Genomic DNA, 24,580 nt, shown 5'->3' on the forward strand with positions numbered 1-24,580 from the left:
CATCAACCTTCACCAGGTGTGCGCCCATCTCAACTCGACGCCCCGCAAATGCCTCGGCTTCAGAACACCGGCCGAAGTCTTCCGTCAGAAGATACTGTCAGCTAATCGGTGAACGCGCTAACCTGCCTCGCTGCAAGGTCGCACTTCAACGAGAACTCACAAGCGTGAACGTCGAGCCCAGCTCATTGTTAGAGTCACGACCCAGCGAGCAGCCCATCGAGAAAATGGCGCATTTGCTTAAAGCCATAGAAGTTAGGGGGCTTCGGTCGCTCGAACATCAGGTCTCGAAACGCCATCCCGAAGCCACGATCAGCTCTCCGCTATTCCAGAACCTTTTCGAGGTCCAAAGTATCACTGCGAAGGCGGCCCGAAGCCAATGTTCTGTAGTTCCCAGTAGGCAGTTTGCCAGCTTGCAGGTTTCGTTCTGGGCGCTCCCACGCATAGAATGGTCCGGTTTTGAGCTTGGTCTTTCCTCGGCGGCTCCATATTGCAGCTTCGTACTTCGCATTCGCGCGGATTGCAGAATCAATTGATGACAGTGCCAGCGCTTCCAACATTTCGGCCGCCAACTCACTTGTGGCCGAGAAATAGGGCCGCCCAAGCTTGCGGGCTTGCACCAACGTGTTAAGGCAGCGCTGATCAAGACTGAGTGAGGTTTTGTCGGCGCTTGCTGCAATCATCCAGGCCCACACAACATACCCATCGCTTATCGGGTCATGTTTGTTCCAAGGCCATGGCCCTTCACCCGGCAGCCGAGGGACAGCCCCCGCCCTGATATCGGCAAGAGCCCAAGAAAGGTCTGTCCACGGGTCGGCGTCGAGCTTTCCTCGACGATCCGACTGAAAACCGGAAATTCTTTCCAAGCCGCCTGGATACGATCCGCTCGAACCAGCAAGTACCAACGAGAGGCTGGGATCCGGTGCAACCAAGCGCAACGCCAGCTCTGGACCGAAGCCGGATTTGACTAATGCGATTTCTGCGTTAAGGCCCGTCTCGAACAGCGGCACGTTAACTTGCCAGACTTGGTCGCCTTCAATGCCGACGCTCAAACGCAGCCGCTCCTTAGGCCGAAACGCTAGAGAACCAAAATCGATGATGATCTGGTTGCCGTCCTTCCGCGGATGGAGGCCCTCGACTCGCTGAAAAGCGCGCCACCCTCCCCTTCGAGCCGAAGTAAGATCGATCGAAAGACCAATTGAGAACCGCTTTTCCAAACGTGAAGTGAGCGGCGTAGTGGCGCTCGAAAATTGCTTCGCGGCATATTCAGCCAAGTTGGGGGAGACCACTGGCACAAGGTCTTCGTCGATGTCGATAGGCACCGCAGACGCCGTTCGGAATGACTCATACGCTTGAATGCGGCTTGGTCGAAAATTAGAGGTTACTGGCGTTCGTCGCGGCTTCTCGCCTAGTTCGACGATAAAAGGGTCCAAGCCGCCGACAATGTCGATTTTCGTCGTCGTCAAGGCCCCTGTCGTGAGATCTTCCGCGTAACACAAAAATGTCCCAGCCTGCAGTTGCGTCTCCGCAACTCCGTCTTTGTTGCTCAGAAGATCTGCCCCGCTTAATTCACGTTTCATACCGATTAAGCGGAAGTGGTACGGGACATGCGCTAGCCCGACGATGCGGACATTGTGCACATCAGGATCGTCGATCATTCCACGAGCTCCACGATCTGGGCGGGAGGAGCGGCTGTGAAGACTTGATCTTGATACGAGGGATTCCCGCCTGGGAATTGCGCGGAGGTTGTGTAGCGCGTGAGATCGGGATCGACACGAAACCTCCACGCCATCTCAGCGTCGTTCTTGGTAAAAATTCGCCCGTTTCCATCATTCGCCGTGACAGACACCGCGGCAATCATGTGGCTTTCGACCGCCGTTCGTACGACGACGGGAATCTGCGGGTGTGGTACCCTCAGCAACTTAACATCCCTGTTGAATTGCGTAAGAGATTCTGTTTGCAGATCGGTATTGTTGAGGGCAGCATTTGCAATACGACCTAGTGTAAATAAGATCTGCTGTCCGGTCACCACCCAGCCGTCGGGATTGGAGAATTCGACGCTTGCTCCACTTAAGCCTTCGATCAAGGCCTGTGTGAAGAAAGGCGGAGCTCCATCGGTCGGAGCCCAAGCGCTGGTGCCGAGCCTGGATCCGGCTAGCGAAACCGAGCTTGTCCGCCGTCTAGTAAGCGCGGTAATATCGGGGGTGATCAGAGCTGGGCTTTGCGCTCCGTTGATCTGCTGAAATATAGCCGGAATGACTTCCTGGCAGGCGTCCAGAAAGACCCAACAGCCGTCGGCTTGCAAAGTTGGCAACGCCGACGCCAGCTGCGTGATGTTAATCGATTGCGCCCATGGTCTGTGATTGATGGAGCGTATATCTTCCAACACGGCAACGGCCGTTGTATCGCTGTCCGTCACGCCGTGCGACGCAATATAAAAAAACATATGATCGCCTGGGCGGCATCGTCCGATCCAGCGATCCCCGGCCGTGTGATAATTGGCTTCGTTGGCTGGCTGAACGACATCGTCGACCCGAGGATCGTGATCCACGATGCCCAGGCTGAGCGTATCCTGGCCGGCGACTAGAGCCGGATCAGACAACAACACCTCGATCGAACCGAGAGGGGCGATCAATCTGTCGGCCCGATCAAGGAGGAAGCGGACGATAGCGCGTGCACCAGCGGTCGTCGCCAGCCTGTCGGCCGATCCGTTGGCGCTGAGGCTCGGAAAGCGGCCACATCCGATGATGAATGCGTGGGTCTGAGGTGCGTTAGCTAGCCGAAGGTAGATTGTCGTCACGGCGCAAGCCCTATATTTTTCAGACGAGCGTTCAGCCGGGTGTAAAACATCGTGCTGGAAAAATACGCGCCGTGAGCGTCAAGCACGCCTGCGATCGTATCAACGGAGAAATCCTCGGCGCCTTCAAAAATCGGCGATGTGATGAAGGAAAGCACGTCCATCTTGTCAAAGGCATTCCACCAGTTCTTGACCGCCTCTGGCCTCGGTACCGATCTGGATTGCCCCGAGAATTCGGAGGTGCTTGCCTCATAGAGCTTCATTTCCTCAAAAAGCGCGACTTGTGAGCCAACGGTAAGAAAGAGATCGACGGCGAATTTCGTCCCAATGGCTGCGGAAAAGCCCTCGACAGTTTCGCTGCTCGCGAGCAGGTCATAAAGGATTACGCCGCCCATGCTGTGGCCGACCAATACGAATGGCTCGTTAGGTTTTCTCTGTTTGCCCGCGGCAACAATCGCCTCGGAAACTGTCTTACGAATCTGAGTGCGAGCGTCGTTTTCTCGCAGGTACCGAAAAACATCCCCGATAAAGATAGCGAGACCCGGCGTGATCTTTTCCCGGCCAGCCCGGGCGAACGGGCCGTTGACGAGATTGGAAGCGCTGCCCTTTATTTTGTCGGCTGCGGCTTTCACCTGATCGAGAAATCCCAGCGCTTGTATGGCGGCGCCAGCCTCGGCCTCTTTGCGCAGCCGATCGCAAAACTGTGCGTCGTCAGTTACGGTGCCCAACCATGCAGGCTTTGGCTGGGCTGCAGCATATCTGGCTACTCTCATCCAAAAGAGTTCAATATCCTGAGCGGGCGCCTCGTTTGGGTTCGAGATTGCAGCGACGGAAAGTGCCCCTACCACGGCGGCAAAATCGATTCGGGCGGCTTCAAGTATTTGAGAACCACCGCCTTGGGCCAAAGCGGCACCAATACCAAGTGCCTGGTAATCGGCATCGAAGTTCGGGACCGAGGCCAACTTCCACTGAGGGTCGGCGCCAAACTCGCCCCAATAGGGATTGCGGATTGTGAAGTCCGCTGACGAAAACGCGAGTTCCTTGAACCGGCGATCACGAATCGCCACATTCGCGTCGAAACCGGCGTCTGATTTTCTGTTGGCAACGCCGTGAACAAAAACGACCTGCACCATTCCCTTATCCCCTTTTGCAATTAACCTGAAAGCCTGTGGCCCGCAAGCCACAGCACCTACAAGTTCAAAGTCTCCGATTCCTATTTCCTGAATAGTCTGTCACCCTCGTTTCATAGGGAGGATTCGGGGATGGACGGTTCTACGATTACGCTGAATGATTACCAGACTGCTGCGAAGACGACAGACAAAACGCACGGCAAGGCGACCGGTTTGGGTTTGCCCATCCTTGGATTGTTCGGAGAGACCGGCAGTCTCCTGAGCGAGGTAAAGAAAAAGCAGCGAGACGCTAACGCATACGACTCGTATGAACGCGGTGTGATCGAGGAGTTCGGGGATGCGCTTTGGTATCTGGCGATCATCGCGGCGCAGGCGGATATTTCGCTCGAAGAGCTGGCAACGGACTTCCGTCATTCGCGCGATGGGCCGCTTACCTTCGCGCAGCTACAGCCGCAACCTAGCCTTCGACTCCCATTTCCAACCCCCGAAGTATCACGGACCCTTCTGAAACTCGCAAACGCTGTTGGAAATCTCGCCAACGAGCACGGCGAAGCTGTTTCCAAAACGGACAGACCGTTACTTCTCAGCAAGTTGTCGGTCATTTTCCGAAATCTTATTGATGCCGCCACCGAAGCTGGCGTGACATTGGGCGATGCCGCCGTTCGCAATATTCTGAAGGCACGAGACAAATGGCCGCTCGAACGGACGCCGCCAGCTTTGTTCGACATCGACTTCCTCCCGGAGGAGCAATTGCCGCGCCATCTGGAGATTGAGATCTTCGAGCGGCCGAGCGGCGAGAAAGCCTATGTGTACCAGCGGTGCAACGGCGTCAATATTGGTGACCGGCTTACCGACAATAACATCGTCGAAGATTTCTATCGTTTCCATGATGCGTTCCACTATGCTTACGCAGCCGTCCTGGGGTGGTCGCCGGTGACACGGGCGCTTCTGAAGGTGAAACGGAAAAGCAAAACCAAAGTGGACGACGGCGAGGACGGCCTACGAGCGATCATCGTTGAGGAAGGCGTAGCGGCCTACGTTTTTTCGCGTGCGAAGGAGCACAGCTTCTTTGAAAACCGAGACGAGGTCGATCTAAACTTGCTGAAGACGGTCAAGGGATTTGTTCATGGCTTCGAGTCCGAAACTTGCCCTCTGTGGCTTTGGGAACAGGCCATCCTGACGGGCAATTCGGCCTACCGTTATCTCAAGGAACATCGTCGTGGACGGCTGGTTCTCGATCTAGACAAAAGGAGCATGACCGTGCAGGAGCTTGTGCCATGAAAGCTGCAGCCTTTGTCGAAGAACTTGCCTCGTACAGGTTCGAAAACGCGTTCAATCCGTATGTTGACGCTTGCCCAGATTTCGATACCGACGAAGCGCCGGCGATCCGGCGCAGGAACCTCGAAGCGGTTCTGGATGCCGCGTTAGCGCGGGGTGTTCATTCATTCTGGATCGCCCGCGATCTTGGCTATCGAGGTGGTCGTCGCACCGGACTCGCGCTAACTGATGAATTGCATCTCGATTGGCACGCAGATTTGCTCGGCACAGCGCCGTTGCACAGAGCAACGAAAGGACCTCCGATTGCCGAGAGAACGGCTACGGTCATCTGGCAGATGCTGAGATCGATCGAGCAGCCGATTTTTTTATGGAACGTCTTTCCTTTCCATCCTCATGCAGCCGGGGATCCGATGACCAACCGCTGCCATACAAAAAGCGAGAGGCTTGCCTGCAAGCCCCTGCTTGAAAGTCTGATCGCCGCCCTCAGACCAAAACATCTCGTTGCAATCGGCCGCGACGCGCAGTCCGCCCTCGCCGATCTTGATCTGGCCGCAACAGCGGTACGGCATCCAAGTTACGGCGGACAGAATGAATTCATAGGTGCACTGGAGACGTTTTACAGCGTTCGGGGTAGAGCGGTCCCGCAGACACAACTGCACCTTCTCTGATCAGGCTGCTTCTCTCAGGCTTCCCGTCGCTCGAGCCTCATCAAGGAGGTCACTCAGGCTTTCCCTGTCCGACGGGCAGTCGACCACGGCATGGGTCGAAACGATCGTCAGGCTTCCCACGTCGACTTTCACCTCGTCTGCAACGAATTTCATCAAGCGGCCGAGGCCGATGAGATTTCCCAGAAGCCGTTCGATGTAGTAGTGATTGCGGTACATCGCCGTCAGCAGAAGCTTGCGTTCGGGCCCATCCGTAAGCTTGAAGCTTAGGAAGCTCAGGCACTGTCTGTTCATCAGAGGACCGGCGTCACGGATGGGATCGTAGATAGTGATCTCGTAGACGTTACGGAAACACCTGCCGGATGCAACTTGATCGCGCATTTTCGTCACCATTTCGTCCAAGGGATTGAGGTATTTTCCCTTTTTCTGCAGCGGAAAGGTGATCATACGATCGAAGTATCGTCCCCAATCGCCCTTTTTGATGCGCGGAAGAACCTTGGTTCGGTAAACGTCATAGAAGGCGGGAGCCTTATGTCTCAAGAATAGGGAGCGCGGAAAGATGGTGTTGGCGACTGTCTCTACAGGATACCTATCGTATTCCCGGAGGTACTCATCGACAAGGGAGATAACCTCTAGGTCGGCGTCGCTCATGACTGTCGGGTTGGCGACGTCCACGATGACGTTTTGTGCATCGTGGCTGCCACTGGCCGAATCGACGGCAGTGACGGCCGCGAGCCAAGCAGACGCACAGCTAGGCTGCGTTTTGATGGGCAGATACACCGATTTCCTCCTTCAGCACCGCGATCCGGCGCAATCTCTGTGAAACGTAATCCTCGGTAACCCACGCATGGCCATTCAGACCCCAGAACAGTCCCCAGGAATTGCGCACGAGCAGAGCCCGTCGCCCTCCAACGACCCCAGCGCCTACCGCGATAACGGCATGACGGGTGACATCTTTCTCGCCAGGATAGCCTGCGACAATTCCTTGGCCGCCAGGGTTGTAGAACGCCTCGCCGATGTACAGCACTACTACGGTCGGAGATCCTCCCAGCAAATTCGCAAGGATCTCGTCAAAAGACCCGGGACCGCGCTCGAAGTTTCGAAAATACTTAGTCTTGACGACCGGCGGCCCCCAATGGCTCAGGTCCGCAGGTAAGTCTGCAAGATAGGGCCAGCTTGTCTCGGGAGGCTGTCCGTCGTCGCGGATCGCTTCAAGGATGTGCAATAGGAGCGCACCTTGGTTCGGCAGCAGGCCTGCACGCCTCTGCGCGTGGTAAAAGACAAACTCGGCCGAAAGTGGATCCCACCCGTCGCGAACCGCCGCATGGCAATCGCTCACAGCAAAAGCCAAGCATGTTGGGCGCACGCCCTGATCACGCACTTCTCCAAACATGCTGCGCAGGTCAGGGGTGAGCGACGGCCTCGACATTACGCGGCCTCTAGTCGGAAACGACGTTCCGCACGTGACCAGCCCGCGACTTCAGGGCCATTAAGATCTACGTCGAGCGTATAGTCATTGATAACGCTGCCAGGCTGCCAGGGCCGCGCTTCCGTCATCCGGATCGTGCCTTGCTGCTGCCTCACAGATTGCGCGACGATCCTTCGAACGACAGGCCCCCCTGCGTTCTCCTCCCCGGTCACCTCCCGGACATCTTCCCTGACCGCGAATGCATCCGGCGTCAGCTCGTCAACACGCCATAGATAGCCGGCGCCGGCGTTCTCCTCCAGGCGCATCACAAAAAGATCATCGGGGCCGCCGTGAAGAACTTCTCCTCTATCTGCCTCGCTCAGCTCCCAGACATCACCATAATATGCTGCCGGCTCCACCTCGCCGAGGATCCCCTTTTTAATCTTCTTGGGCTCTATGTCGGCAAGGCGTTTTGCATCTAAACGGCTGATCAAATTATAACGGGCAAGCGTCCAGCAGGTAGCGGAGTAGCTCGTGCCGGCCCGCAGAGACAACTGATAGACGATTCGAGGATGGGGAAGATCAGGCTTCGTCCAGCCGTGTCGCTTACAATGAAAGAGTGCCAGCCATTGAGGCAGGAGAAATGACGCGGCGAACGCGTCCGCCTCTACCTCTTGAAGATTTGTATTCCTTGAAGCCGCAAAGGGGCTGCGGCGCAGGATCGAATCGTCATCAAGGCTTGGCCTGTGCTTGAGATAAAAATGTCCGAGCTCGTGGGCCGCGGTGAACCGTTGCACGCTGAGCGGACGCTTGGTGGTAACAAGCACTCCGGGAACCGGCTCGCTCATGAATGCTCCGAGCAGACCTTCCAAGGGGCGAAAGATGAGCGGCAGGTTGAGATGTGCCATGACGCCAAAAACGTCGATCTGGCCATTCAGAGCGCCGTTGGCGCGTTCGATCCTGTCTCGAATCGCCAGATCGTTCTGTAGCCGACCGGCGGCGGCCATCGCTTTTCGAATGGCGTTTTCGATCGCTGTCATCCTACTCTTCCTCGATCGAAGAGCGGCTCTTCAAAAAGTCTGCGAAGCGGCTCAGTTCCTCAAGGTCGTTTGATGACAGCTTGGATGCAGTGCGGGCCAAATGGCGCACCGGGCCCGAAATGTCCGATGGGTCGGCGTCGTTCGTGAAGTAGCTTACCGGTCTCCGGTAAAGTGTGGCGAGTTTTCGAAGCTCGATGACATCGACCTTGCGTTGGCCGGTTTCAATGTTGGAAAGAGCGCTCCGCGGAATATTAAGGCGGCTGGCGACTTCGTCCTGGCTAAGTCCGATATATTCCCTGGATTGACGCAATTTGTCGGCGATGACCAGGCGCTCGGCCTCGTCCGGCTTTTCGTGGTTGGCGGGGCCTTTCATGCGACCGCCCCATCAAAATGCTTATTCCAGAGCTTGGCCATACGGGCTGTTACATCATCGACGGCTTCCTGGATGGATTCATATCCCCCAGGTCGCACAGCTGCCTGCCCAACCTCGAAGCCGACCACCTCGTCAAGAACGCAGAGAATTTCGACCACGGTGTGGGAATCGATATGGATCGCCTTTACGATCAGCTCTTTTTGAGATTTTGGAAGAAGAACACCTTCAAATTCCGCCAGATCCTTGACGGACTTGATGAGCTCAGCAAGTAGCGTTTCCTGAACGTGCTCGAGGGGATAGGGGGGAACTTTGACTTTGGTGTTCGGATCGGTTGGCAAGGCGCGGTCCTCCAAGGATGTCACCAACGCCTAACATAGTTCGTCTGTTTTTCCAACAGTTATTGTCTGAAATTCGGACATCATTTCTCCAGCGTCCTATCGATAAGCGTGACGATCGCCGAAGCTGCTTCTACGGGCGTCCGCATATTTGAGACAATTTCCACTGGATAATGAGAACCTTCCTCGAGCGCGAGACTCCGGTAAGCGTCACGCAGCTTCAACCAACTGCTGATCTCGTCATCACGGTCGATTGGCTGATCCCGATCGAGAAGAATGGCAAGTGCCGGCTGAAATTTATCCCAGACCAGTCGTTCGGCTTCCACGAGTGTTCGGAGACCGGCTTGATGGACACCAGCGGCCGCGCCATAGACGAGCGTCGACCACCAGAAACGATCGAGGAAGATATGTGTCCCGGATTTCAGCGCTGGCACTATCAGCCGTTCGATAGCATCAAGGTGAGCAGCAACATGAAGCGCCTGCTTCGAGAGCTCGCTCATTGTCGCTATTCTAAATGCCGCCGGATCGTGGTGAATACGATAAATGACTGCGCCAAGGGTGCCTTCAGCCTTCCCCGGAAAGCTCAAGAACTCAAAGCGGCCAGATCGTTGCACTAAGGCGACCTTCAAGAGATCGATCGTCGTCGTTTTGCCAACTCCGTCCGGACCCTCGATAAAAAATAATTTTCCATACATTTACGACCCCATGTACCGGCCAATAGATAAGCAGAATGGCATCTAGTTAAACCGTCAAACTCAGCAAAACGCCAGCGTCGCAGTCGAGGCTTTCATACCCAGCGGCCATTGATACGGCGAAAGGTTTAACCGCAGTTTAGAAGCTGGTCCGAATTTTTGGCGGAAGATCACGCGGTATTCTGAGGCCGCCGAACTCATGCGAATCACGAGGCTTCTAGTGTTCGATACAGGACAATTCGCCCCGTTGGTACAAGTTGGGAAAGAAAGTCGAAGTCCCGAATGTTTCCCGTGAGCACACTCGCACCTAGCTGCCGCGCCTGCAGGCAAACCAGAGCGTCGTTGACGAACTTGCGTTCGTGACCTTCGCCTTTTGGCAAATTGCTCATTCGGAAAAGCAGGCCGGCGAGGATGCCGGATTGCCCCCAGATGGCAGAGTCAGGGGCATGAAGTCGGTGCTCGGGTATATCCGCGACTGTCGCCCGGATCGTTTCCAGGGCGATCTTCGTTGAGGTGTGCTTTGGATCCAATCGGCCGAATGCGTATGTCAGCTCGGAAAGGCACACAGCCGAATGATGACATAGCCTATACGTCAGAAGCCTATCCACCTCTGCCGGTGATCGGCCTTGGAGGACATCCAGATACACGGTCGTATCCAAAAACAATGGACCGCCAATAATAGGCTCGTCGTCGACCCATGGCAGATCGTCATCGGACCGGCGCACGAGCGTCCCAAGGCGTTTCTGCGGTTTGAATGATCGAAGGGTATCGGCGAGATCAAATCCCAAGATCGATATCCGAGGGAATGCTGCCTTTGCGCTTGACGAGGCGAGCCCCGAAATCATCCTCCAGCGCCAGCCGCGACAGAGCAAGCTCCAACAACTCGGTGTCCGACGTGACGTGGGCCCGCTTCTTGGCCGCGTCGATCAGCTCTGACGGTACGCGCCCCGACAGACGCGTATTCTTAGCGGAGCCAAGGAGACCAACGGCCCTCGCCTGTTCGAGGACGAGCTTGTTGCGGGTCAGCGCGACCGTTGCTTCGCTGTCTGTTGTAGTATGGATCTGAGCGCCCATGCCAGCCTCTTGTGTTGAACATAACATAGTGTACGTTCAACATAGATGCAAGGGGTAGTCGAGGTCGGTCGCGGGGGTGATCCCGGCGCCGGTCAATATGAGACCGAGGCCGGCGCGTCACAGACGGCCGCCATGTCAGCGGCAACGGACCTTAAAGCCACGACCGTCTGCTGGAAAGGTCAGCAGTTTTGCAAGACGACGTTGTCGATGACAACATCAATGGGCCGATTACCGCAAGTCATGCGGCGTTTTGCGCTTGGCCTGAATCCTGGCCACCACAATATGGTACTCGACCTCAGATCCCTCCGGCACCTTACGCTCTACGCTAATCTGCTCGGAAATGTGCGGTTGATGGCCATTCCGATCCGTAAGGTCGAGCACCAGTAGGAAACCGAAACGGACACCAGTCGTCAAGTAGCCTGTTGCCTGACCAGCATATCGCTTTGCAAGGGCGGCGTTGTCGGGCACGTTGTCGTCCTTCTTCACCTCGACGACCGACTTCACGCCACGATACTGGATAGCGATGTCGGCGCGGCCGCCACCGGAATCGCGGGCTTCGGCTCGAAACGATGGCGCGTCCGACGTCGTGAGGAACTTAAGAAAATCCAGTTGAAGGTCGTGTTCGACCGGCAGATCGGCGCCGCGCCGAAATACGTACTCAGCAGACGGATCGGTGCTCTTGCCAACGTTGGCGCGAAAATCGAGAAAACGCACGATGAGCGTACACATGTGTTCCAGCAGCGCTCGGGAATAGTCGCGCTGGTAATCGGGACTGTCCGAGAGCTTCTCCATGACGGCGGCCCACAGCTCGGCCACTTGCCGATTGCGATCTATTCCCACATCGAACTGCGCCGCAGTCATCTCGGCTGTAGCTGCGTCGAGGCCGGCTTTTTTGAGGACATCGACCAGCCAGCGTTCAGTCGATTCGTCAAAAGGGCTGCGATGGATGGCTCCGGCCAGTGACTGCTGCACCGTGTCGCGTAGCTGTCCGACATTCAGCGCCAGATCGCTGTCCGCGTTCTCGGCGAGCCACTGATCCAAGGTCTGCAGGTAGTATCGTCGTTTGCGCAGCGATTGGACGAGCGCCTCCCGTCCGAGAACATCGACGCCATGGCCATCGGATCGGGAGAACACCTTCTCGCTGGCAAAAAAGATCGAGAGCAGTTCGTCTTCGATCACGATGGCCGCTTGCAGCCAGATGCCCTTCGTGAACGTGTGAGCGATCATGGCCAGTTTGGTGGCCATCGACAGCCAGCAGAAACGCTCGCGGGATGAGGTAATGAGCCATGATCCCGCAGAGTGATGATCCTTGGCATAGGCCGAGTACTCTATGGCGGCGCGCCGAAGTTTCGGCAGATCGAGTGTGAGTTCGGAATGCAGCCCCCTGGCCTGCACATCGATCAGGACCGACGTGCAGATCTCATAAAGCGCGGCATCCGAACGTCCCTCGCTCATGGCGAGCGAACGGCGAAACCAATCCTGGGCGGCCGCCAACGCTGAAGTTAGTGCATCGTGGGTTCTGGCCAGCAACCCATCCTGCAGCCGATCGAGCCCCAACTCGAGTGCGGCCTCGTCCGATGCCGCGTCGACTTTGACCAACCGAGAGAGAAGGTCCCGGAAATCGGCGTCGGGGTATCGGCGCAGGATGGCGCCCGCAACCTTCGCTACGTGACGCAGATAGGCGCTGTCGTCGTCTACCGTGACGTCCAGGAGGTACGACTGCAGGCGCCTTACCAAGCTGGGATCGCCCTGCGCCACGACCAGGGCGCCGCGCAACGCTTGCGATCGCATCCAGCCATGCTCAGACCTGGGCTCGAAACGGCTGCGGAAGATCTCCCAGGCGCTGCGGCCGAGAGCCTGCGGTATCGCGGGCAGTTCATCGAGGCAGTCGACCATTTCCGCAATGAAGGTGGCGTCGTCCTCTCGCTCGAGTAGCCGCAGCAACGCGCGCTGAACGGCGGCATCGGTCACCCAACCGGTCAGCCAGCAGAACACGTCGGCGCGATCGGTTTCGGAAGGCAGGCCTTCGATCGCGGCCAGCAACTCGTTCTGGTGTGCCGTTCCCGGATCTGAGATCGCCCAACCGCTCGTCGTCAGAAGCTCAAATTTGTCTTCCGTCGCTCCGCCAGTCAGAAGAGGTACCCATCCCCCTTTGCGTGCAGTCGATGATCGCTAGGCACAACCGCCTCTACCGCCTTGCGCGCAATGGTGCCGATAATGATCTGAACGCCTCCGATGTCCTTCGCAGCTGAGGCAACACTGTCGAGCATCTGTTCGAAGTCCTCGTTCACGACCTCTTCCGACGCCGGCGAGTCAATGATCAGCAGGCCTGGATGCCGGCCATGCCCACGACGCTTGGCCACCTCCACCGCCGCCAGCGAGATGGCGATCTTGATGCGCAGTTTCTCGCCCATCGTCAGATTGCTGAAATAGATATCGGCGCCGCCTTGGTGGACCTTTAATTTCCCACCGGCATCGAGGTGCATGCTGGTGACGTGGGAAACACCAAACTTCTTGGCGAGAGCCATCACCGAATCGGCGATCGCGTTCAGGACGTCCGACTGCATAGCGGTCATCAACGTCTTGCTGACTTCGGTAGCGGCGCAGAGGATCTTGAGTTCGCCCTGCGTCTCGGTATCGTCGTTGGCAGGCGATTGCAGGGAGGCCAGTAGTTCCCGAAGCTGCCGGGCTTGGGCTTCCAACTGCACCACGACGAGTTCGGGATCGGCCGGTGACGTGGAGATGACTTCCTGGAGGTCTCGCACCCTGCTGATGACAGCGCGGAGCTGTTCGGTCGCATCCCTCGCTGTCTTCTCGCTGGCTTTGAGTTTGGCCTTGGCGATCTGGAGAGAAGTTGCCAGTTCCTCTACAAAGGTCTGGGCGTCTTGAATGTGATGATTGTCCAGGTCGTCTTCGTGGACCGCCAGATCGTTCTTGCACAAGGCGCAGGTGTTGCCATCCCCGTGCTCAACCCCCGGCGCGGCCTTCCCGAAGGCCGCCTCGCAGGCGGGGCAGCAAGTCGGGCTGAGCTGACGAAACGAATATCCTGCCGACCGCTCGTCCTCTAGCTGCTTAAGCCTTCGCCGCGCGTCGTCGTAGCTGGCTGAGACGGATGCGACGGTCGCCGTGTCTGTCTCAAAGGCGACCCGGGCGGTCTCGGCCGTCTTCCTATTGATTGCGGTCTCGTCGTCGAGCTGCGCCAGCTCCAGTCTTTTTGCGCTGCGGTCTCCGGCACCATGAGCTTTCTTCGCCTCGGCGAGCTGGCCGTCAACCTCGAGAAGCCTGGTATTGAGCACGGCGTTCACGCCGGATTGGTTCGGCCGATTGATCAGCCCCTGCTCGACCTGCTTCTGCGCGGTTAACGCAGCGCTATAAGTGGAGACCCACGACAACCCGATGAACAGTTGGAGCAGGCGAAGGGGGAGCCCGTCGATGGGAAGGTCGCCGAACAGTGCCTTAGGCTCGTTTGAGCTCGACAGAAAGAACGTCGATGCTATCAGTGGCCAACCATGTGGATGACCGCCCGTAGTCTTGTTGTGGGCGTAAATCAACGGAAAATCGAGCTCCTCCATCATCAGGTGCTCGGTTTGCGACTTCAGCCCGTCCCCGGAGTCGCCTTCGTAGAGCGTGATCCACTGACCGTCGCTGTCGCTCCGGCTCAGCATTGCCCTACCCTCCGCCGCTTTCTCCTCGCCGGCCGCCTTGCGCAATTCCAGGCGATGCAGGACCTCATCGACGCGATACCGGATTTCAATAATCTCCAGCCACTTCCAGACGTCAGGCTTAACCCGGCCGGGAAAGTCGCCGCGGATTGCGGCTTGGAGCAGATTCAGGATGGACGACTTTCCACGCAAATTGCGCTCGGACATCACCGCCCAGATGCCGGTCCCCAGATCCGACCAGGACAGATCGAACGGTCCGTCGCGCTCGGACCCGGCTCGAACGCCCCTCAAATTGATGCTGTCGAAGCGAAGGCTCTTGGCACGGGGCGGCGTGGTCTGCGCGCGAACCCCAAACTTGAGCAGCACGGTACGCACATCCGATTCCGAACTGCCGCTGTCTTCGGCGATGGCCTTGATCCAGCCGGACTCGGTCGGCTCGATGGTCTGTTCCTTTCTCATGATTTTAATCCAATGATCTTGACCAGGCGTTGTTCGACTTGCTCCCGGATGGTCGGTATAACGTCGCCTTGGATGGTGTTTCCGTACTCCGGGTGCTCATACTGCCATTCCTTCAGCGCAGAACCGCTCTTGCCGGTGGCAACCCGCATGATCAAAGCCAATCGATCACGATACCACTCCAACTCCGGGTGATCCTTAATGCACCTGTCCAGGAACGAGATCGCCTTCGACGATATGAGGTACTCGTACCGACGAATCTTGCCGTCATCACCGGCGAGTTGCATCGGTCTCGTCAGGCCGTAGTAGCTCAGCATGGCAAGGGCATCCTCGACATTCTGGTAGGCGCCGTGCCGCCAGCGGACCATCCGCACCATTCTGACGGAAGGCTCGTCGTCGAGGAAGATGCGCTGAACCGCTTCCAGCAGCTCGGGCTCGCGGGTTTCCTCGTAGAGATCCAGCAGGGCGTCACCCAGATAGTCGGGATAACGGACAAGGAAATCCATGGCCATCAAACGCTTCTCGGCTCGAAAGACCTTCACGGCCTCCTCTGTGGGTTTGGCGACGTCTTCGCCACCCGCAACCAAGATGAAGAGCAACCTAAGCGCGTCGCGATGCCTGTAGCTCGGCTCGCGCGATGCTCGTGAACGCGGCGAAGTCTCGCCCTCCGGCCCCTCCCCTTCGATCAAAATATCCATACCGGAAGCGCCCCCCAACAGGGACGATGATATCTGAAATGATTTGATTTCGCGAATCTAGTGCGACCCTGCCTCGGCATATCCCTGATGTATGTGGGGGTGAAGGAAACGGTGGAAGGGGCCACCTCGACTATCACGCCGGTTCGGCTTCGGTCTTTTCAAACTGCTTCATTTCCGCATGGTTCTCCCTCCGAGAAGCCTTGTTGGCCAGGTACTCCTCTAATTCTGCGGCGTGGTTCTCGCAGCCTTTTGCCTGCTTTCGAAGAAGCGAGACATGGTTAGAAAGTTCGTGCGTTGTGCAAAGGCCTATTGGAACCAGGGAGCGTTCACCATCGCGAAGCACGGGATACGATTTGACCAAGCGAGTGTGGCCGGGAAAGACCATCTGTGGAGACGCAGGATCGTCGCTCATCCCCACGCGCTTCAACATGCGTGTGACGACACCTACCAGTTCCTTCTTAGCGAACGCTTTATAGAAGTCAGCATGCGGGCCCGCCAGAGGTTTGCTTTCGAAAATATCTGCAACGATTTGGCTTGGTTGTGCAATCTGGCCAGCATCCATCCGCTGCCCAATAAGTTTATGAAGCTCCGACAATAGTGCAGAGTCTTTGGCCATGAACTTCGTCCCATCAAATGTTGAATGGAGAAAGCGGTGCGGCTGGTAGATATTATCGACCCCTCTCAGGGCTCACGGTATTCAATGCAACTTCGCCGAACGCTGTGGCTGGTGATCATCCACCGATTCTAAGAATTGTCAAAGCCATTGTTCTACCTTTGTTCGATTATGCCAGTGACTGCCCAGAAAGTGGCGAGAGCGACGAGTGAGACGCAAGACCTTCAATCGGAATCGCGCTATGTCTGAAATTTGCTGCATATTTCGACAATGACTGAACAAAGTGTCGAGTTCGTCGAACGCCCGCAGCTATTCGCTCGTCTCACCTCCTACCTCCTCTTGGCCGGTGGCAAAGTCGGGCGTGATGTCAGCGGCCAGCAGCTTTTCCTTCGATAGCAGGCCGGCATCCTCGAGCGCCTCGAAATCCGGCAAGTCTCGCAGAGTGTCGAGCCCGAACTCCAGCAGGAATTCTTTTGTCGTAACGTAGGTGTAGGGCGCGCCCGGCGTCGGGCTGCGCGGACCGGAAACGATCAAGCGGGCACCGCGCAGATGACCAATAAAATCGCGACTGATCTCCTTGCCGAAGAAAGACGACAACTCGGCGCGGGTGATCGGCTGGAAGTAGGCGATGCACAACGACGGAGACGAGGTCATAGGGGCGGCCGCGCAGCTCCTCGCGAATGTCGTCGATCAAAAGATCGATGCTCCAGCTCTTGCCGACGACCCGCGCAAGTACCTCGCGACCAACAGGCTCGCTGGCCGCGAAAATGGTGGCCTCGACGCGCGGCATCCATTCCCGCCAGCGTGCCTCCGGCGGCAGGTGATCCAGCTCCCGGTCAAACAGCTGGTCAGCTGATCGACCGATCCTTTCCGCGTCTGCGCACCGCTTCCGCCATGGTCGTCAGAGCCCGTAGATGCGGAACGCGGTGCGGCCCGACAGTTCGCGCACGGCGCCAAGCTCAACCAGCGGTCGAACAGGCGGCGCAGCCCACGGTCGCTCATGCCCGCGATCTTTTCCGAGGCAACGATCGCGTCGTCGGACAGGAGCTTGTTGACAACAGCGTCCGCCGCCTTGGCCCTGAGTTTCGGGGCGACAGCGAGCAGACGGTCCGCGCGGCGCTCGAGCTCGGCGGAAAGATCAATCGCGCGCAGCGCAGCACGCGCCTGCGCGGCAAGCAGGCCTTTCGCACGCTCAGGATCTGTCTCAATGCTTGTCGCCACAGAGCTGCCTGTCGATCAACGCGGGCGAGCGCTGGTGCCCAAGACCGCTTCGGCGCCCAGCAGGGGCACCGCATGTGCCCAGGCATCGGCGAGCCAGGCGCCAACAGCGCGCCCATAACCGTGGCGCTCGGCGCTCACGATGGCGCCGATCATCATTCCCACCGTCCCGTCAATGGCGGCTAACTGGCGAAGATCGTCCGTCAGGTCGCTGACCACCTCATCATCCGGGGCGTAGCCGAACTCTTCCAACACCGCAGCGAGGTTTTTCTCCGTCAGCAATTCGTCCCCGGGCCGGGCTGCCAGCCGGCGCCAGGCAATCAGCAAAAGCCCGGCGGGACCGACGGACAAAAAATCGCCCGGCCGTGTGAGCAGCACGGCGTCGCGCAGCGCGCCTTCATCCTCGACGCGGCCGGCCTGCTTCGCCGTCACCGCGGCCGCCGAAAGCGCCAGACGCTGCCGCCAGGCGCCGGCCCACCGCTCCTGCCGGCGGACCACCGCATCGAACGCGCCGATGGTGGCGCCTGCGGTGAGCACGACCTCCTCAACATCTTTTCGCGCAAGGCTTTGCACATCCGGGATAGCCCGACGCAGCCAGGCCGGCACCGTCATCGCCGCGGTCGAACCGCCAAGCGTGGCGTATTGGCGCGGAGAGGGTTTGAGGCGCAGAATCATCCGAAGCAGGATGAATCACGGCGGCGCTTTTGGTATTTGATTTGCGCAATAACCGCCGCACCTGTCGCCCTGACACAACGAACGATAATGTTGCATTATCGTTCGTTTATTGACAAATCTCAGAACGATGGGTAGAAAATGCCAGAAAGGTAGATTTTTGGAGCCTGTGGTGTCCCTCAACATCAAAAATCCGGCAACCGTCGCCCTCGCCGAGGAGCTCGCACGCCGCCAGGGTATCAGCAAGACTGCGGCCATTCATCAGGCCCTGAGCGAGCGCCTGCATCGAATGGGTTTCGGTGACGCTGCGCAGGAGCGTCTGCTCGCGGAACTGCGCGCGATCCGGGAGAGACTGGCGCGGTTGCCTGACCGGGATAATCGCACCGACGAGGAGATCATCGGGTACGACGAACACGGAATTCCGAACTGATGGTGATCGACACCTCAGCCATTGTGGCGATCCTGCGTAGTGAACCCGAGGCGGCAAGGCTTGAAAGAGCACTTGTCTCCGATCCAATCCGTCTGGTTCCGGCGACCTGTGTACTCGAAGCACGTATGGTGATGGTCAGCAGGCGCGGCGAACACGCATTGGCCGAGATCGATCTTTGGCTTCATAAGATCGCTGTCAACATCATTCCCGTTGACTCCGAATTGGTTGATCTGGCCACCCAAGCTTGGCTCTCCTACGGCAAGGGCCATCATCCGGCCGCCCTGAAGTTTGCCGATTGCTTCTCCTACGCATTGGCAAAACGTTCGGACGAGCCGCTGCTGTTCATCGGTAATGACTTTTCCAAGACAGATGTGGTGGCAGCATGACGATGGCTGATGACGCTCAGGACTCATCAGCGGGTTCCGGAAAGGACGATCTCCCCGACATCATCGACCTAGTGATGGAAATGGGACGTCCTGCAGAGCAGAAGAAGGCCCCCTCCCCTCCCCTGGCGGGCACGGCAAACGGGATGGAACGGCTTCCCGTTCATCTCGACGCGCTCGCTGACCGCGCCCGTGACTATGTCGAAGCGGCGAGCTCAGCCAATACCCGCCGCGCCTACGCATCTGACTGGAAGCATTTTGCCGCGTGGTGCAGGCGCCAGCATCTTGATGCTCTGCCCCCGGAACCGCAGGTGGTCGGCCTCTACATCACCGCCTGCGCGTCGGGGGCCGTAACAGGGGACAAAAAGCCGAACTCTGTGTCGACGATCGAGCGCCGCCTTTCGTCGCTCGCCTGGAACTTTGCCCAGCGTGGCCAGCCGCTCGACCGCAAAGACCGCCACATCGCCACCGTGCTTGCCGGCATTCGCAACACCCACGCAAAACCGCCGGTGCAGAAGGAGGCCATCCTGCCCGAGGATCTTCTGATCATGCTGGAAACGCTCGATCGCGGTAGCTTACGGGGCCTACGCGACCGGGCCATGTTGTTGCTTGGCTTCGCTGGCGGCCTGCGCCGCTCCGAAATCGTTGGTCTCGATGTTGGCCGCGATCAGACCAAAGATTCGTCGGGCTGGATCGAGATTTTTGACAAAGGCATGCTGGTGACATTGCGGGGAAAAACCGGCTGGCGCGAGGTCGAGATCGGTCGCGGCGCTTCCGATGCCACCTGCCCGGTCGTCTCCATGCAGACGTGGCTGAAACTGGCACGGATTGGGCACGGCCCGCTATTTCGACGCGTCACCGGCCAAGGTAAGGCTGTCGGCGCCGAGCGATTGAAGGACCAGGAGGTGGCGCGCCTAGTCAAGCGCGCGGCGCTCGCTGCTGGGGTGCGCGGTGACCTGTCGGAAGGCGAACGCGGCCAAAAGTTTTCCGGCCATGCGCTTCGCGCTGGCCTCGCTTCCTCAGCCGAGGTCGATGAGCGTTACGTGCAGAAGCAGCTCGGCCACGCCTCAGCAGAGATGACGCGGAGATATCAGCGCCGCCGCGACCGTTTTCTCGTCAATCTCACCAAGGCCAGCGGGCTGTAAACGCGCTGACAAGGGAGCCCAGCCTTGCCAAGGGGCAATAGCTTCCGTTTGCGATCGCCTTGCTGCAATCACAATATGTCGACAGATTACGATTTTATCGACACGATTTGACGATATGTCGATGCCAACGACATATCAACCCTGACATGTCGATCGAACCAGGAACCATCGACATGGACGTTTCAGGCTGACAGGCCTTACAATGACCTCCCTCTCCTGCCCCCAAAGGAGGATGTTGAAACGAATGTGGTGCTCAAGGCCTGCATAGCGGCGCGCGCGGCCTTGGCAGAGCTCAGAGTATCGGGTCAGCTTATCCCGAACCAAGCAGTCCTGGTCAACTCTATTCCTCTACTCGAAGCCCAGGCAAGTTCCGAAATGGAGAACATCGTCACAACGATGGACCGATTGTTTCGCTTCGCCAATGAAGCCGGAAATCTCGCTGATGCCTGCCACGAAGGAGGCGCTGCGCTACCGCACTGCGCTTAATCAGGGCTTACGAACTATGCAAAGGCGCCTGTGACGACGTCAACGGCGGTCGCGGTGTGCCGCACGATCAAGGGCGTCGAACTCGACATTCGGTCGACGCCCGGCACGGCCCTGGTCAACCAGGCGATGGGTGGGTCGTTTACACCCCACCCGAGGGGGGAGAACCTCCTGCGCGACAAGCTGGCGAACTGGGAGCGCTGAATCCACGAGGCCAAGGACATCGATCCGTTGATCCGCCTCGCCGTGATGCACTACCAATTCGAGGCCATCCATCCATTTGTCGACGGCAATGGCAGGACCGGCCGCGTGCTGAACCTGCTCTATCTGGTCGACAAGGGCCTCCTGAACATCCCGGTGCTCTATCTAAGCCGCTATATCATCCGAAACAAAGGAGCCTACTACGATCGCCTTCTCGCCGTAACGACGGAGGGCGCGTGGGAAAGTTGGATCCTCTACATGCTCGCCGCGGTAAAGGAGGCTGCTGGCTGGTCAACTGACCGTATACACGCGATCCGCGACCTGCTCGACCAGACCGCCGAGCGCTTGCGCCGAGACCTCCCGAAAATCTACTCCGAGAGCTATCCGAGATGATCTTCGTTAATCCGTCGGATCGGCGACCTGGTTTCATCCGGCATAGCGAAACGACAGGCGGCATCGGTCTATCTAAAGACCCTCGTCGACAATGGCCTGGCACAAGAAGTCAAGGCTGGTCGGGAGAACCTCTAAATCAATCCGGCCTTGATCGCGCTTCTCACCGTGCGCGAGCGCAAATCGGCCGGTGAAGCGCTCTTCTTCCTACCGGGCACTAAACCGACCGTCCGTGCATCTTGCCTCACCCGAGAAGGACCGTTTGATTGCCCTGGTTCCGGCATATCTTTTCGGCCAGCAACTGAGTTTCTTGAAGGACCGCGATCGGCGGCGGATGATGCCCGTTGTCTCCAACTTATCGTCTCACCGGGAGCGGCACGACATTCTCGTGGTTTGGCAGATCGAAAACCATTGCCAATTGGCGTGTCGTGGCCATTTCGATGACCAACTCTTCATGGACTGGGTAGACCGGTCTTGAGCCTTTGGCGAACCAGCCCGGCGAGCTTATGCACTGGAACCGGAACCATGTAAGGATGCTAATCGAGCAACTTACTGATCTCGATCACAACGTCAGCATCGATGTTCTCGGGCAATTCGCGCATAGGCGGGCCCTCAATAACATGAAGATGCGAGCATGTGAAAATGATCTTGCGCCCGCCCCGACCGTGCCTGCCGCGACCGCGCCGCCATCGCCCTACACCAAGAATGCGTCAGTCAGGCCGGCGAGTCCAGAAATGGTGTCAGCTCGAGCCGGCATCCATCCGATACCAGTGTTCTCGCGAGCCAGCGCCCCACCTCCACGGTGACCGCAACTCCGCGCGGCCGGCCTCGACTGAGACCTAGGCGGCCGTGTTCCGCGTGCGGCCGCTTGCATCCCTCCCCCGGCAAGAATCATATTTACTGCCGTAAAAACGGGCCTTTGTTACAGAGAAAACATGGGTTTAGCTCAGAGCGCGGGGCAATTTATATGGGCTTCCACACATGAGCATTGGCTTCATGACCTCAGCTGCAGCCGGCAGTAAAAAGCCTCTCGGCCCCGGTAACGTTCTGTTAACCTAAAACTTCTTGCCGCGGTTGGCCGAATCGGAGCTTAATGGCACTTGTTAAGTGGATTACTTACAAAAAGCGCCAATTCAGGTTTCGACAAGAAATGAACATTGCCATGCGGCTTCCACGCTTCGAGTTCGATAACACGATCATCGAGCAGGGCGAAGAGATATCCCGGCGACTGAACCAGCTTCGTATGGACAAGTTCCCGCCCAATGCGACCAAGACCCTTCGGTCTTTTTCGATGGCGGAGGTAGCCCACTATCTGGGAGTATCGCAAAACAATCTGAAGCGTCTCCATCTGGAACGCAAGGGCCCCCTGCCCGAGCAGATACCGTCGGGACGCCGATCCTATACCGCGGAGCAGATGCTTGAGCTGCGCCATTTCCTGGACCGACACGGCAGGACCGAGGTCAAGAAATACGTGCCGCACCGCAAGCCTGGCGACAAGCTCCAGGTTGTTGCTGTCGTCAACTTCAAGGGCGGCAGCGGCAAGACAACCACCGCCGCCCACCTCGCCCAGCATCTAGCTCTGACGGGCCATCGCGTCCTTGCCATCGATCTCGACCCGCAAGCCTCACTGTCCGCCTTGCATGGCTTCCAGCCGGAACTTGATCGGAACCTCTCTTTGTATGAGGCGATCCGTTATGACGACGAGCGCAAACCGATCTCTGACGTGATCGTCCCGACGAATTTTCCCGGTCTGGATATCATTCCAGCCAGTCTTGAACTGCAGGAGTATGAGTACGACACGCCGCTCGCCATGCAGGACAGAACGTCCAACGTAGGTCGCCAGTTCTTCACCAGGCTTGCAAGGTCGTTGTCGGAGGTGGACGACCGCTATGACGTAGTGATTGTCGATTGCCCTCCGCAACTAGGCTATCTGACTTTGACGGCGATGTCGGCGGCGACATCTGTCCTCATCACGGTTCATCCTCAAATGCTCGACCTGATGTCGATGAGCCAGTTCCTGCTGATGCTCGGCGGCATCTTGAAGACCATCAAGGCAGCCGGTGCAGCAATCGAGTTGGATTGGTTTCGCTACCTGATCACGCGCTACGAACCGACAGACATCCCGCAAGCGCAGATGGTTGGCTTCATGCAGTCGATGCTGGCCGGCCAGATACTCGAAAATCCGATGCTCAAGTCGACGGCCATTTCGGATGCGGGGTTGACGAAACAGACACTCTACGAGGTCGAGAAGTCGTCCTTTACCCGCTCTACCTACGACCGCGCACTGGAATCACTGGATGCGGTGAACTCCGAGATCGCGACGCTCATCCATCGCGCATGGGGGCGGTCATGACGGCGGGTTTTACGGCAGTAAATAATGGGAATTTTGACCGTGAAATCAGTCGACTAACCGAGAATCGGGGCGATTGATGGCACGCAAGGACATATTTGGCAGCGTCATGGGCCCCGCGGCCTCGGTTGCGAACGTCAAGGACATCTCAGCCTATGCCGTTCGCGGCGCTTCCCGCTCGATTATGCAGTCATTCGAGGAACTCTCGAAGAGTTCGGTCGTCGATCTCGATCCGGCATTAGTCGACACGTCATTCGTTTCAGACCGCATGGACGATGACGATGAGGCTTTCCAGGAATTGCTGGCAGCTATTCGTGAGAGAGGGCAGGATTCGCCGGTTCTTGTCAGGCCTCACCCCGAGGTTTCGGGCCGCTTCCAAACCGTCTTTGGCCACAGGCGTGTCAGGGTCGCGCGCCAGTTGGACCGACCGGTCCGCGCCGTCGTCAAGAAGATGGACGATGAGGACCATGTTATCGCCCAAGGGCAGGAAAATGCTGCCAGAGCCAATTTGTCCTTCATCGAAAGGACCCTGTTTGCCGACCGAATTCTCAAGCGGGGCCATTCCCCGGATACGGTGAAGTCGGCGCTTGCGCTCGATGACACGACGTTCTCGAAGATGCGTTCGGTTACCAGTAACATTCCCGAGCGGGTCATTTTGGCGATAGGCGCCGCCAAGAGCGTTGGTCGGGACCGCTGGTGGCAGCTTGCCAAACTCATGGAGCCGCCCGGGGCAGGGGTGAGGGCGGCAGAGTATGTGGCAGGCACCGATTTCGCCCAACCAGCCAGCGAGGCCCGGTTTACCCGCCTCTTCGACTTCATGAGTGTGCCAGCGAAACGCCCGCATGCGTCTACGAAGTCCAAGGAAACGGCTTGGACACCCGATGATAGATCGGTTCGAGCCAAAATCACCGACACCGGAAAGGTGTTTACGCTCGCCTTGAAGTCTAAGGAAGCATCGCCCTTTGGCGCATTCATCGCCGGCAAGCTCGACGAGCTTTTCGAGGCTTTTCGGGAGTCGGAAATGGCGAAGAAAACAGGAGACTAAAACCGCAAAAGAAAAAGGCCCCCGAACGTCGCCGTCGCGGAAGCC

25 protein-coding genes and 3 pseudogenes are annotated in these 24,580 nt (G+C 57.9%); 11 read left to right on the forward strand and 17 right to left on the reverse strand.

Features of this window, described 5'->3' with window-relative positions; all coding sequences use genetic code 11:
- Nucleotides 1–7: 7 nt before the first annotated feature.
- Nucleotides 8–112: pseudogene (locus ABID19_RS34370) on the forward strand (IS30 family transposase); the annotation flags it as partial.
- A gap of 208 nt (nt 113–320) precedes the next feature.
- Here ABID19_RS34370 and ABID19_RS28290 read toward each other — a convergent pair.
- Genes ABID19_RS28290 through ABID19_RS28300 form a run of 3 tightly spaced genes read right to left on the reverse strand, consistent with a single transcriptional unit; the run spans nt 321 to nt 3,927 of the window.
- A complete protein-coding gene (locus ABID19_RS28290; protein ID WP_263805063.1) occupies nt 321–1,655 on the reverse strand; it encodes a hypothetical protein in 1,335 nt (444 codons plus the stop codon).
- Complete coding sequence (locus tag ABID19_RS28295) at nt 1,652–2,797, reverse strand: caspase family protein (protein ID WP_263805062.1); 1,146 nt, start codon at nt 2,795–2,797, stop codon at nt 1,652–1,654. Before ABID19_RS28295 ends, ABID19_RS28290 begins: the two co-directional genes overlap by 4 nt.
- Nucleotides 2,794–3,927, reverse strand: a complete 1,134-nt coding sequence (locus ABID19_RS28300; protein ID WP_263805061.1) for a hypothetical protein — start codon at nt 3,925–3,927, stop codon at nt 2,794–2,796. Before ABID19_RS28300 ends, ABID19_RS28295 begins: the two co-directional genes overlap by 4 nt.
- A 129-nt stretch (nt 3,928–4,056) precedes the next feature.
- On the opposite strand from ABID19_RS28300, the gene ABID19_RS28305 reads away from it, so the two are divergent.
- Nucleotides 4,057–5,205, forward strand: coding sequence for a nucleoside triphosphate pyrophosphohydrolase family protein (locus ABID19_RS28305; protein WP_263805060.1), 1,149 nt, complete (start codon nt 4,057–4,059; stop codon nt 5,203–5,205).
- The gene (locus ABID19_RS28310) at nt 5,202–5,870 is read left to right on the forward strand and encodes a uracil-DNA glycosylase (protein ID WP_081709733.1); all 669 of its coding nucleotides are present in this window, start codon (nt 5,202–5,204) and stop codon (nt 5,868–5,870) included. Before ABID19_RS28305 ends, ABID19_RS28310 begins: the two co-directional genes overlap by 4 nt.
- Here the strand turns inward: ABID19_RS28310 and ABID19_RS28315 are convergent, their stop codons facing one another.
- From ABID19_RS28315 to ABID19_RS28380, 14 genes and pseudogenes are all read right to left on the reverse strand, one after another.
- Entirely contained in the window at nt 5,871–6,647 is a 777-nt protein-coding gene (locus ABID19_RS28315) for a thymidylate synthase family protein (protein ID WP_263805059.1), read from the reverse strand. It lies immediately after the preceding gene.
- Nucleotides 6,619–7,296, reverse strand: coding sequence for a C1 family peptidase (locus ABID19_RS28320; RefSeq protein WP_263805058.1), 678 nt, complete (start codon nt 7,294–7,296; stop codon nt 6,619–6,621). Before ABID19_RS28320 ends, ABID19_RS28315 begins: the two co-directional genes overlap by 29 nt.
- Complete coding sequence (locus ABID19_RS28325; RefSeq protein WP_263805057.1) at nt 7,296–8,315, reverse strand: protease inhibitor I42 family protein; 1,020 nt, start codon at nt 8,313–8,315, stop codon at nt 7,296–7,298. The genes ABID19_RS28320 and ABID19_RS28325 overlap by 1 nt, the downstream gene beginning before the upstream one ends.
- A gap of 1 nt (nt 8,316) precedes the next feature.
- Nucleotides 8,317–8,688 carry a helix-turn-helix domain-containing protein gene (locus ABID19_RS28330; protein WP_263805056.1) on the reverse strand — a complete coding sequence of 124 codons (372 nt, stop codon included), beginning with the start codon at nt 8,686–8,688 and terminating at the stop codon, nt 8,317–8,319.
- The gene (locus ABID19_RS28335) at nt 8,685–9,041 is read right to left on the reverse strand and encodes a hypothetical protein (protein ID WP_354494168.1); all 357 of its coding nucleotides are present in this window, start codon (nt 9,039–9,041) and stop codon (nt 8,685–8,687) included. Before ABID19_RS28335 ends, ABID19_RS28330 begins: the two co-directional genes overlap by 4 nt.
- Nucleotides 9,042–9,106: 65 nt before the next feature.
- A complete protein-coding gene (locus ABID19_RS28340; RefSeq protein ID WP_263805054.1) occupies nt 9,107–9,718 on the reverse strand; it encodes a dTMP kinase in 612 nt (203 codons plus the stop codon).
- 203 nt (nt 9,719–9,921) lie between these two features.
- Nucleotides 9,922–10,503, reverse strand: coding sequence for a type II toxin-antitoxin system VapC family toxin (locus ABID19_RS28345; protein ID WP_263805053.1), 582 nt, complete (start codon nt 10,501–10,503; stop codon nt 9,922–9,924).
- The gene (locus tag ABID19_RS28350; protein WP_263805052.1) at nt 10,493–10,789 is read right to left on the reverse strand and encodes a hypothetical protein; all 297 of its coding nucleotides are present in this window, start codon (nt 10,787–10,789) and stop codon (nt 10,493–10,495) included. The genes ABID19_RS28345 and ABID19_RS28350 overlap by 11 nt, the downstream gene beginning before the upstream one ends.
- 228 nt (nt 10,790–11,017) lie before the next feature.
- Nucleotides 11,018–12,832 (reverse strand): hypothetical protein, encoded by a 1,815-nt coding sequence (locus ABID19_RS28355; RefSeq protein WP_263805051.1) that lies wholly within the window; start codon nt 12,830–12,832, stop codon nt 11,018–11,020.
- An 86-nt stretch (nt 12,833–12,918) separates the two neighbouring features.
- Nucleotides 12,919–14,910: an ATP-binding protein gene (locus tag ABID19_RS28360; RefSeq protein ID WP_263805050.1), complete on the reverse strand. Its 1,992-nt coding sequence runs from the start codon at nt 14,908–14,910 to the stop codon at nt 12,919–12,921.
- On the reverse strand, nt 14,907–15,605 hold the full coding sequence (locus ABID19_RS28365) for a hypothetical protein (protein ID WP_263805048.1): 699 nt from the start codon (nt 15,603–15,605) through the stop codon (nt 14,907–14,909). Before ABID19_RS28365 ends, ABID19_RS28360 begins: the two co-directional genes overlap by 4 nt.
- Before the next feature lie 133 nt (nt 15,606–15,738).
- Nucleotides 15,739–16,221 carry a hypothetical protein gene (locus ABID19_RS28370; protein WP_263805047.1) on the reverse strand — a complete coding sequence of 161 codons (483 nt, stop codon included), beginning with the start codon at nt 16,219–16,221 and terminating at the stop codon, nt 15,739–15,741.
- Between the two features lie 306 nt (nt 16,222–16,527).
- Nucleotides 16,528–17,114, reverse strand: a pseudogene (scpB, locus tag ABID19_RS28375) (SMC-Scp complex subunit ScpB).
- Between the two features lie 5 nt (nt 17,115–17,119).
- Nucleotides 17,120–18,111 (reverse strand): annotated as a pseudogene (locus ABID19_RS28380) (DUF1403 family protein).
- 169 nt (nt 18,112–18,280) lie between these two features.
- Between ABID19_RS28380 and ABID19_RS28385 the strand changes: the two are divergent.
- From ABID19_RS28385 to repB, 8 genes are all read left to right on the forward strand, one after another.
- Nucleotides 18,281–18,538: a type II toxin-antitoxin system VapB family antitoxin gene (locus ABID19_RS28385; protein WP_040583545.1), complete on the forward strand. Its 258-nt coding sequence runs from the start codon at nt 18,281–18,283 to the stop codon at nt 18,536–18,538.
- Entirely contained in the window at nt 18,538–18,924 is a 387-nt protein-coding gene (locus tag ABID19_RS28390) for a type II toxin-antitoxin system VapC family toxin (RefSeq protein ID WP_263805044.1), read from the forward strand. The genes ABID19_RS28385 and ABID19_RS28390 overlap by 1 nt, the downstream gene beginning before the upstream one ends.
- The gene (locus ABID19_RS28395) at nt 18,921–20,066 is read left to right on the forward strand and encodes a tyrosine-type recombinase/integrase (protein ID WP_412177247.1); all 1,146 of its coding nucleotides are present in this window, start codon (nt 18,921–18,923) and stop codon (nt 20,064–20,066) included. Before ABID19_RS28390 ends, ABID19_RS28395 begins: the two co-directional genes overlap by 4 nt.
- Nucleotides 20,067–20,315: 249 nt before the next feature.
- A complete protein-coding gene (locus ABID19_RS28400) occupies nt 20,316–20,552 on the forward strand; it encodes a Fic/DOC family N-terminal domain-containing protein (protein WP_263805107.1) in 237 nt (78 codons plus the stop codon).
- A 228-nt stretch (nt 20,553–20,780) separates the two neighbouring features.
- Entirely contained in the window at nt 20,781–21,143 is a 363-nt protein-coding gene (locus tag ABID19_RS28405) for a Fic family protein (RefSeq protein ID WP_263805040.1), read from the forward strand.
- Between the two features lie 42 nt (nt 21,144–21,185).
- A complete protein-coding gene (locus ABID19_RS28410; RefSeq protein WP_354494180.1) occupies nt 21,186–21,278 on the forward strand; it encodes a hypothetical protein in 93 nt (30 codons plus the stop codon).
- 1,012 nt (nt 21,279–22,290) lie between these two features.
- Nucleotides 22,291–23,493, forward strand: a complete 1,203-nt coding sequence (gene repA, locus ABID19_RS28415) for a plasmid partitioning protein RepA (protein ID WP_263805038.1) — start codon at nt 22,291–22,293, stop codon at nt 23,491–23,493.
- A gap of 76 nt (nt 23,494–23,569) precedes the next feature.
- Complete coding sequence (repB, locus tag ABID19_RS28420) at nt 23,570–24,535, forward strand: plasmid partitioning protein RepB (RefSeq protein WP_263805037.1); 966 nt, start codon at nt 23,570–23,572, stop codon at nt 24,533–24,535.
- Nucleotides 24,536–24,580: the final 45 nt, after the last annotated feature.

This window comes from Mesorhizobium robiniae (assembly GCF_040545535.1).
GTDB classification, from domain to species: domain Bacteria; phylum Pseudomonadota; class Alphaproteobacteria; order Rhizobiales; family Rhizobiaceae; genus Mesorhizobium; species Mesorhizobium robiniae.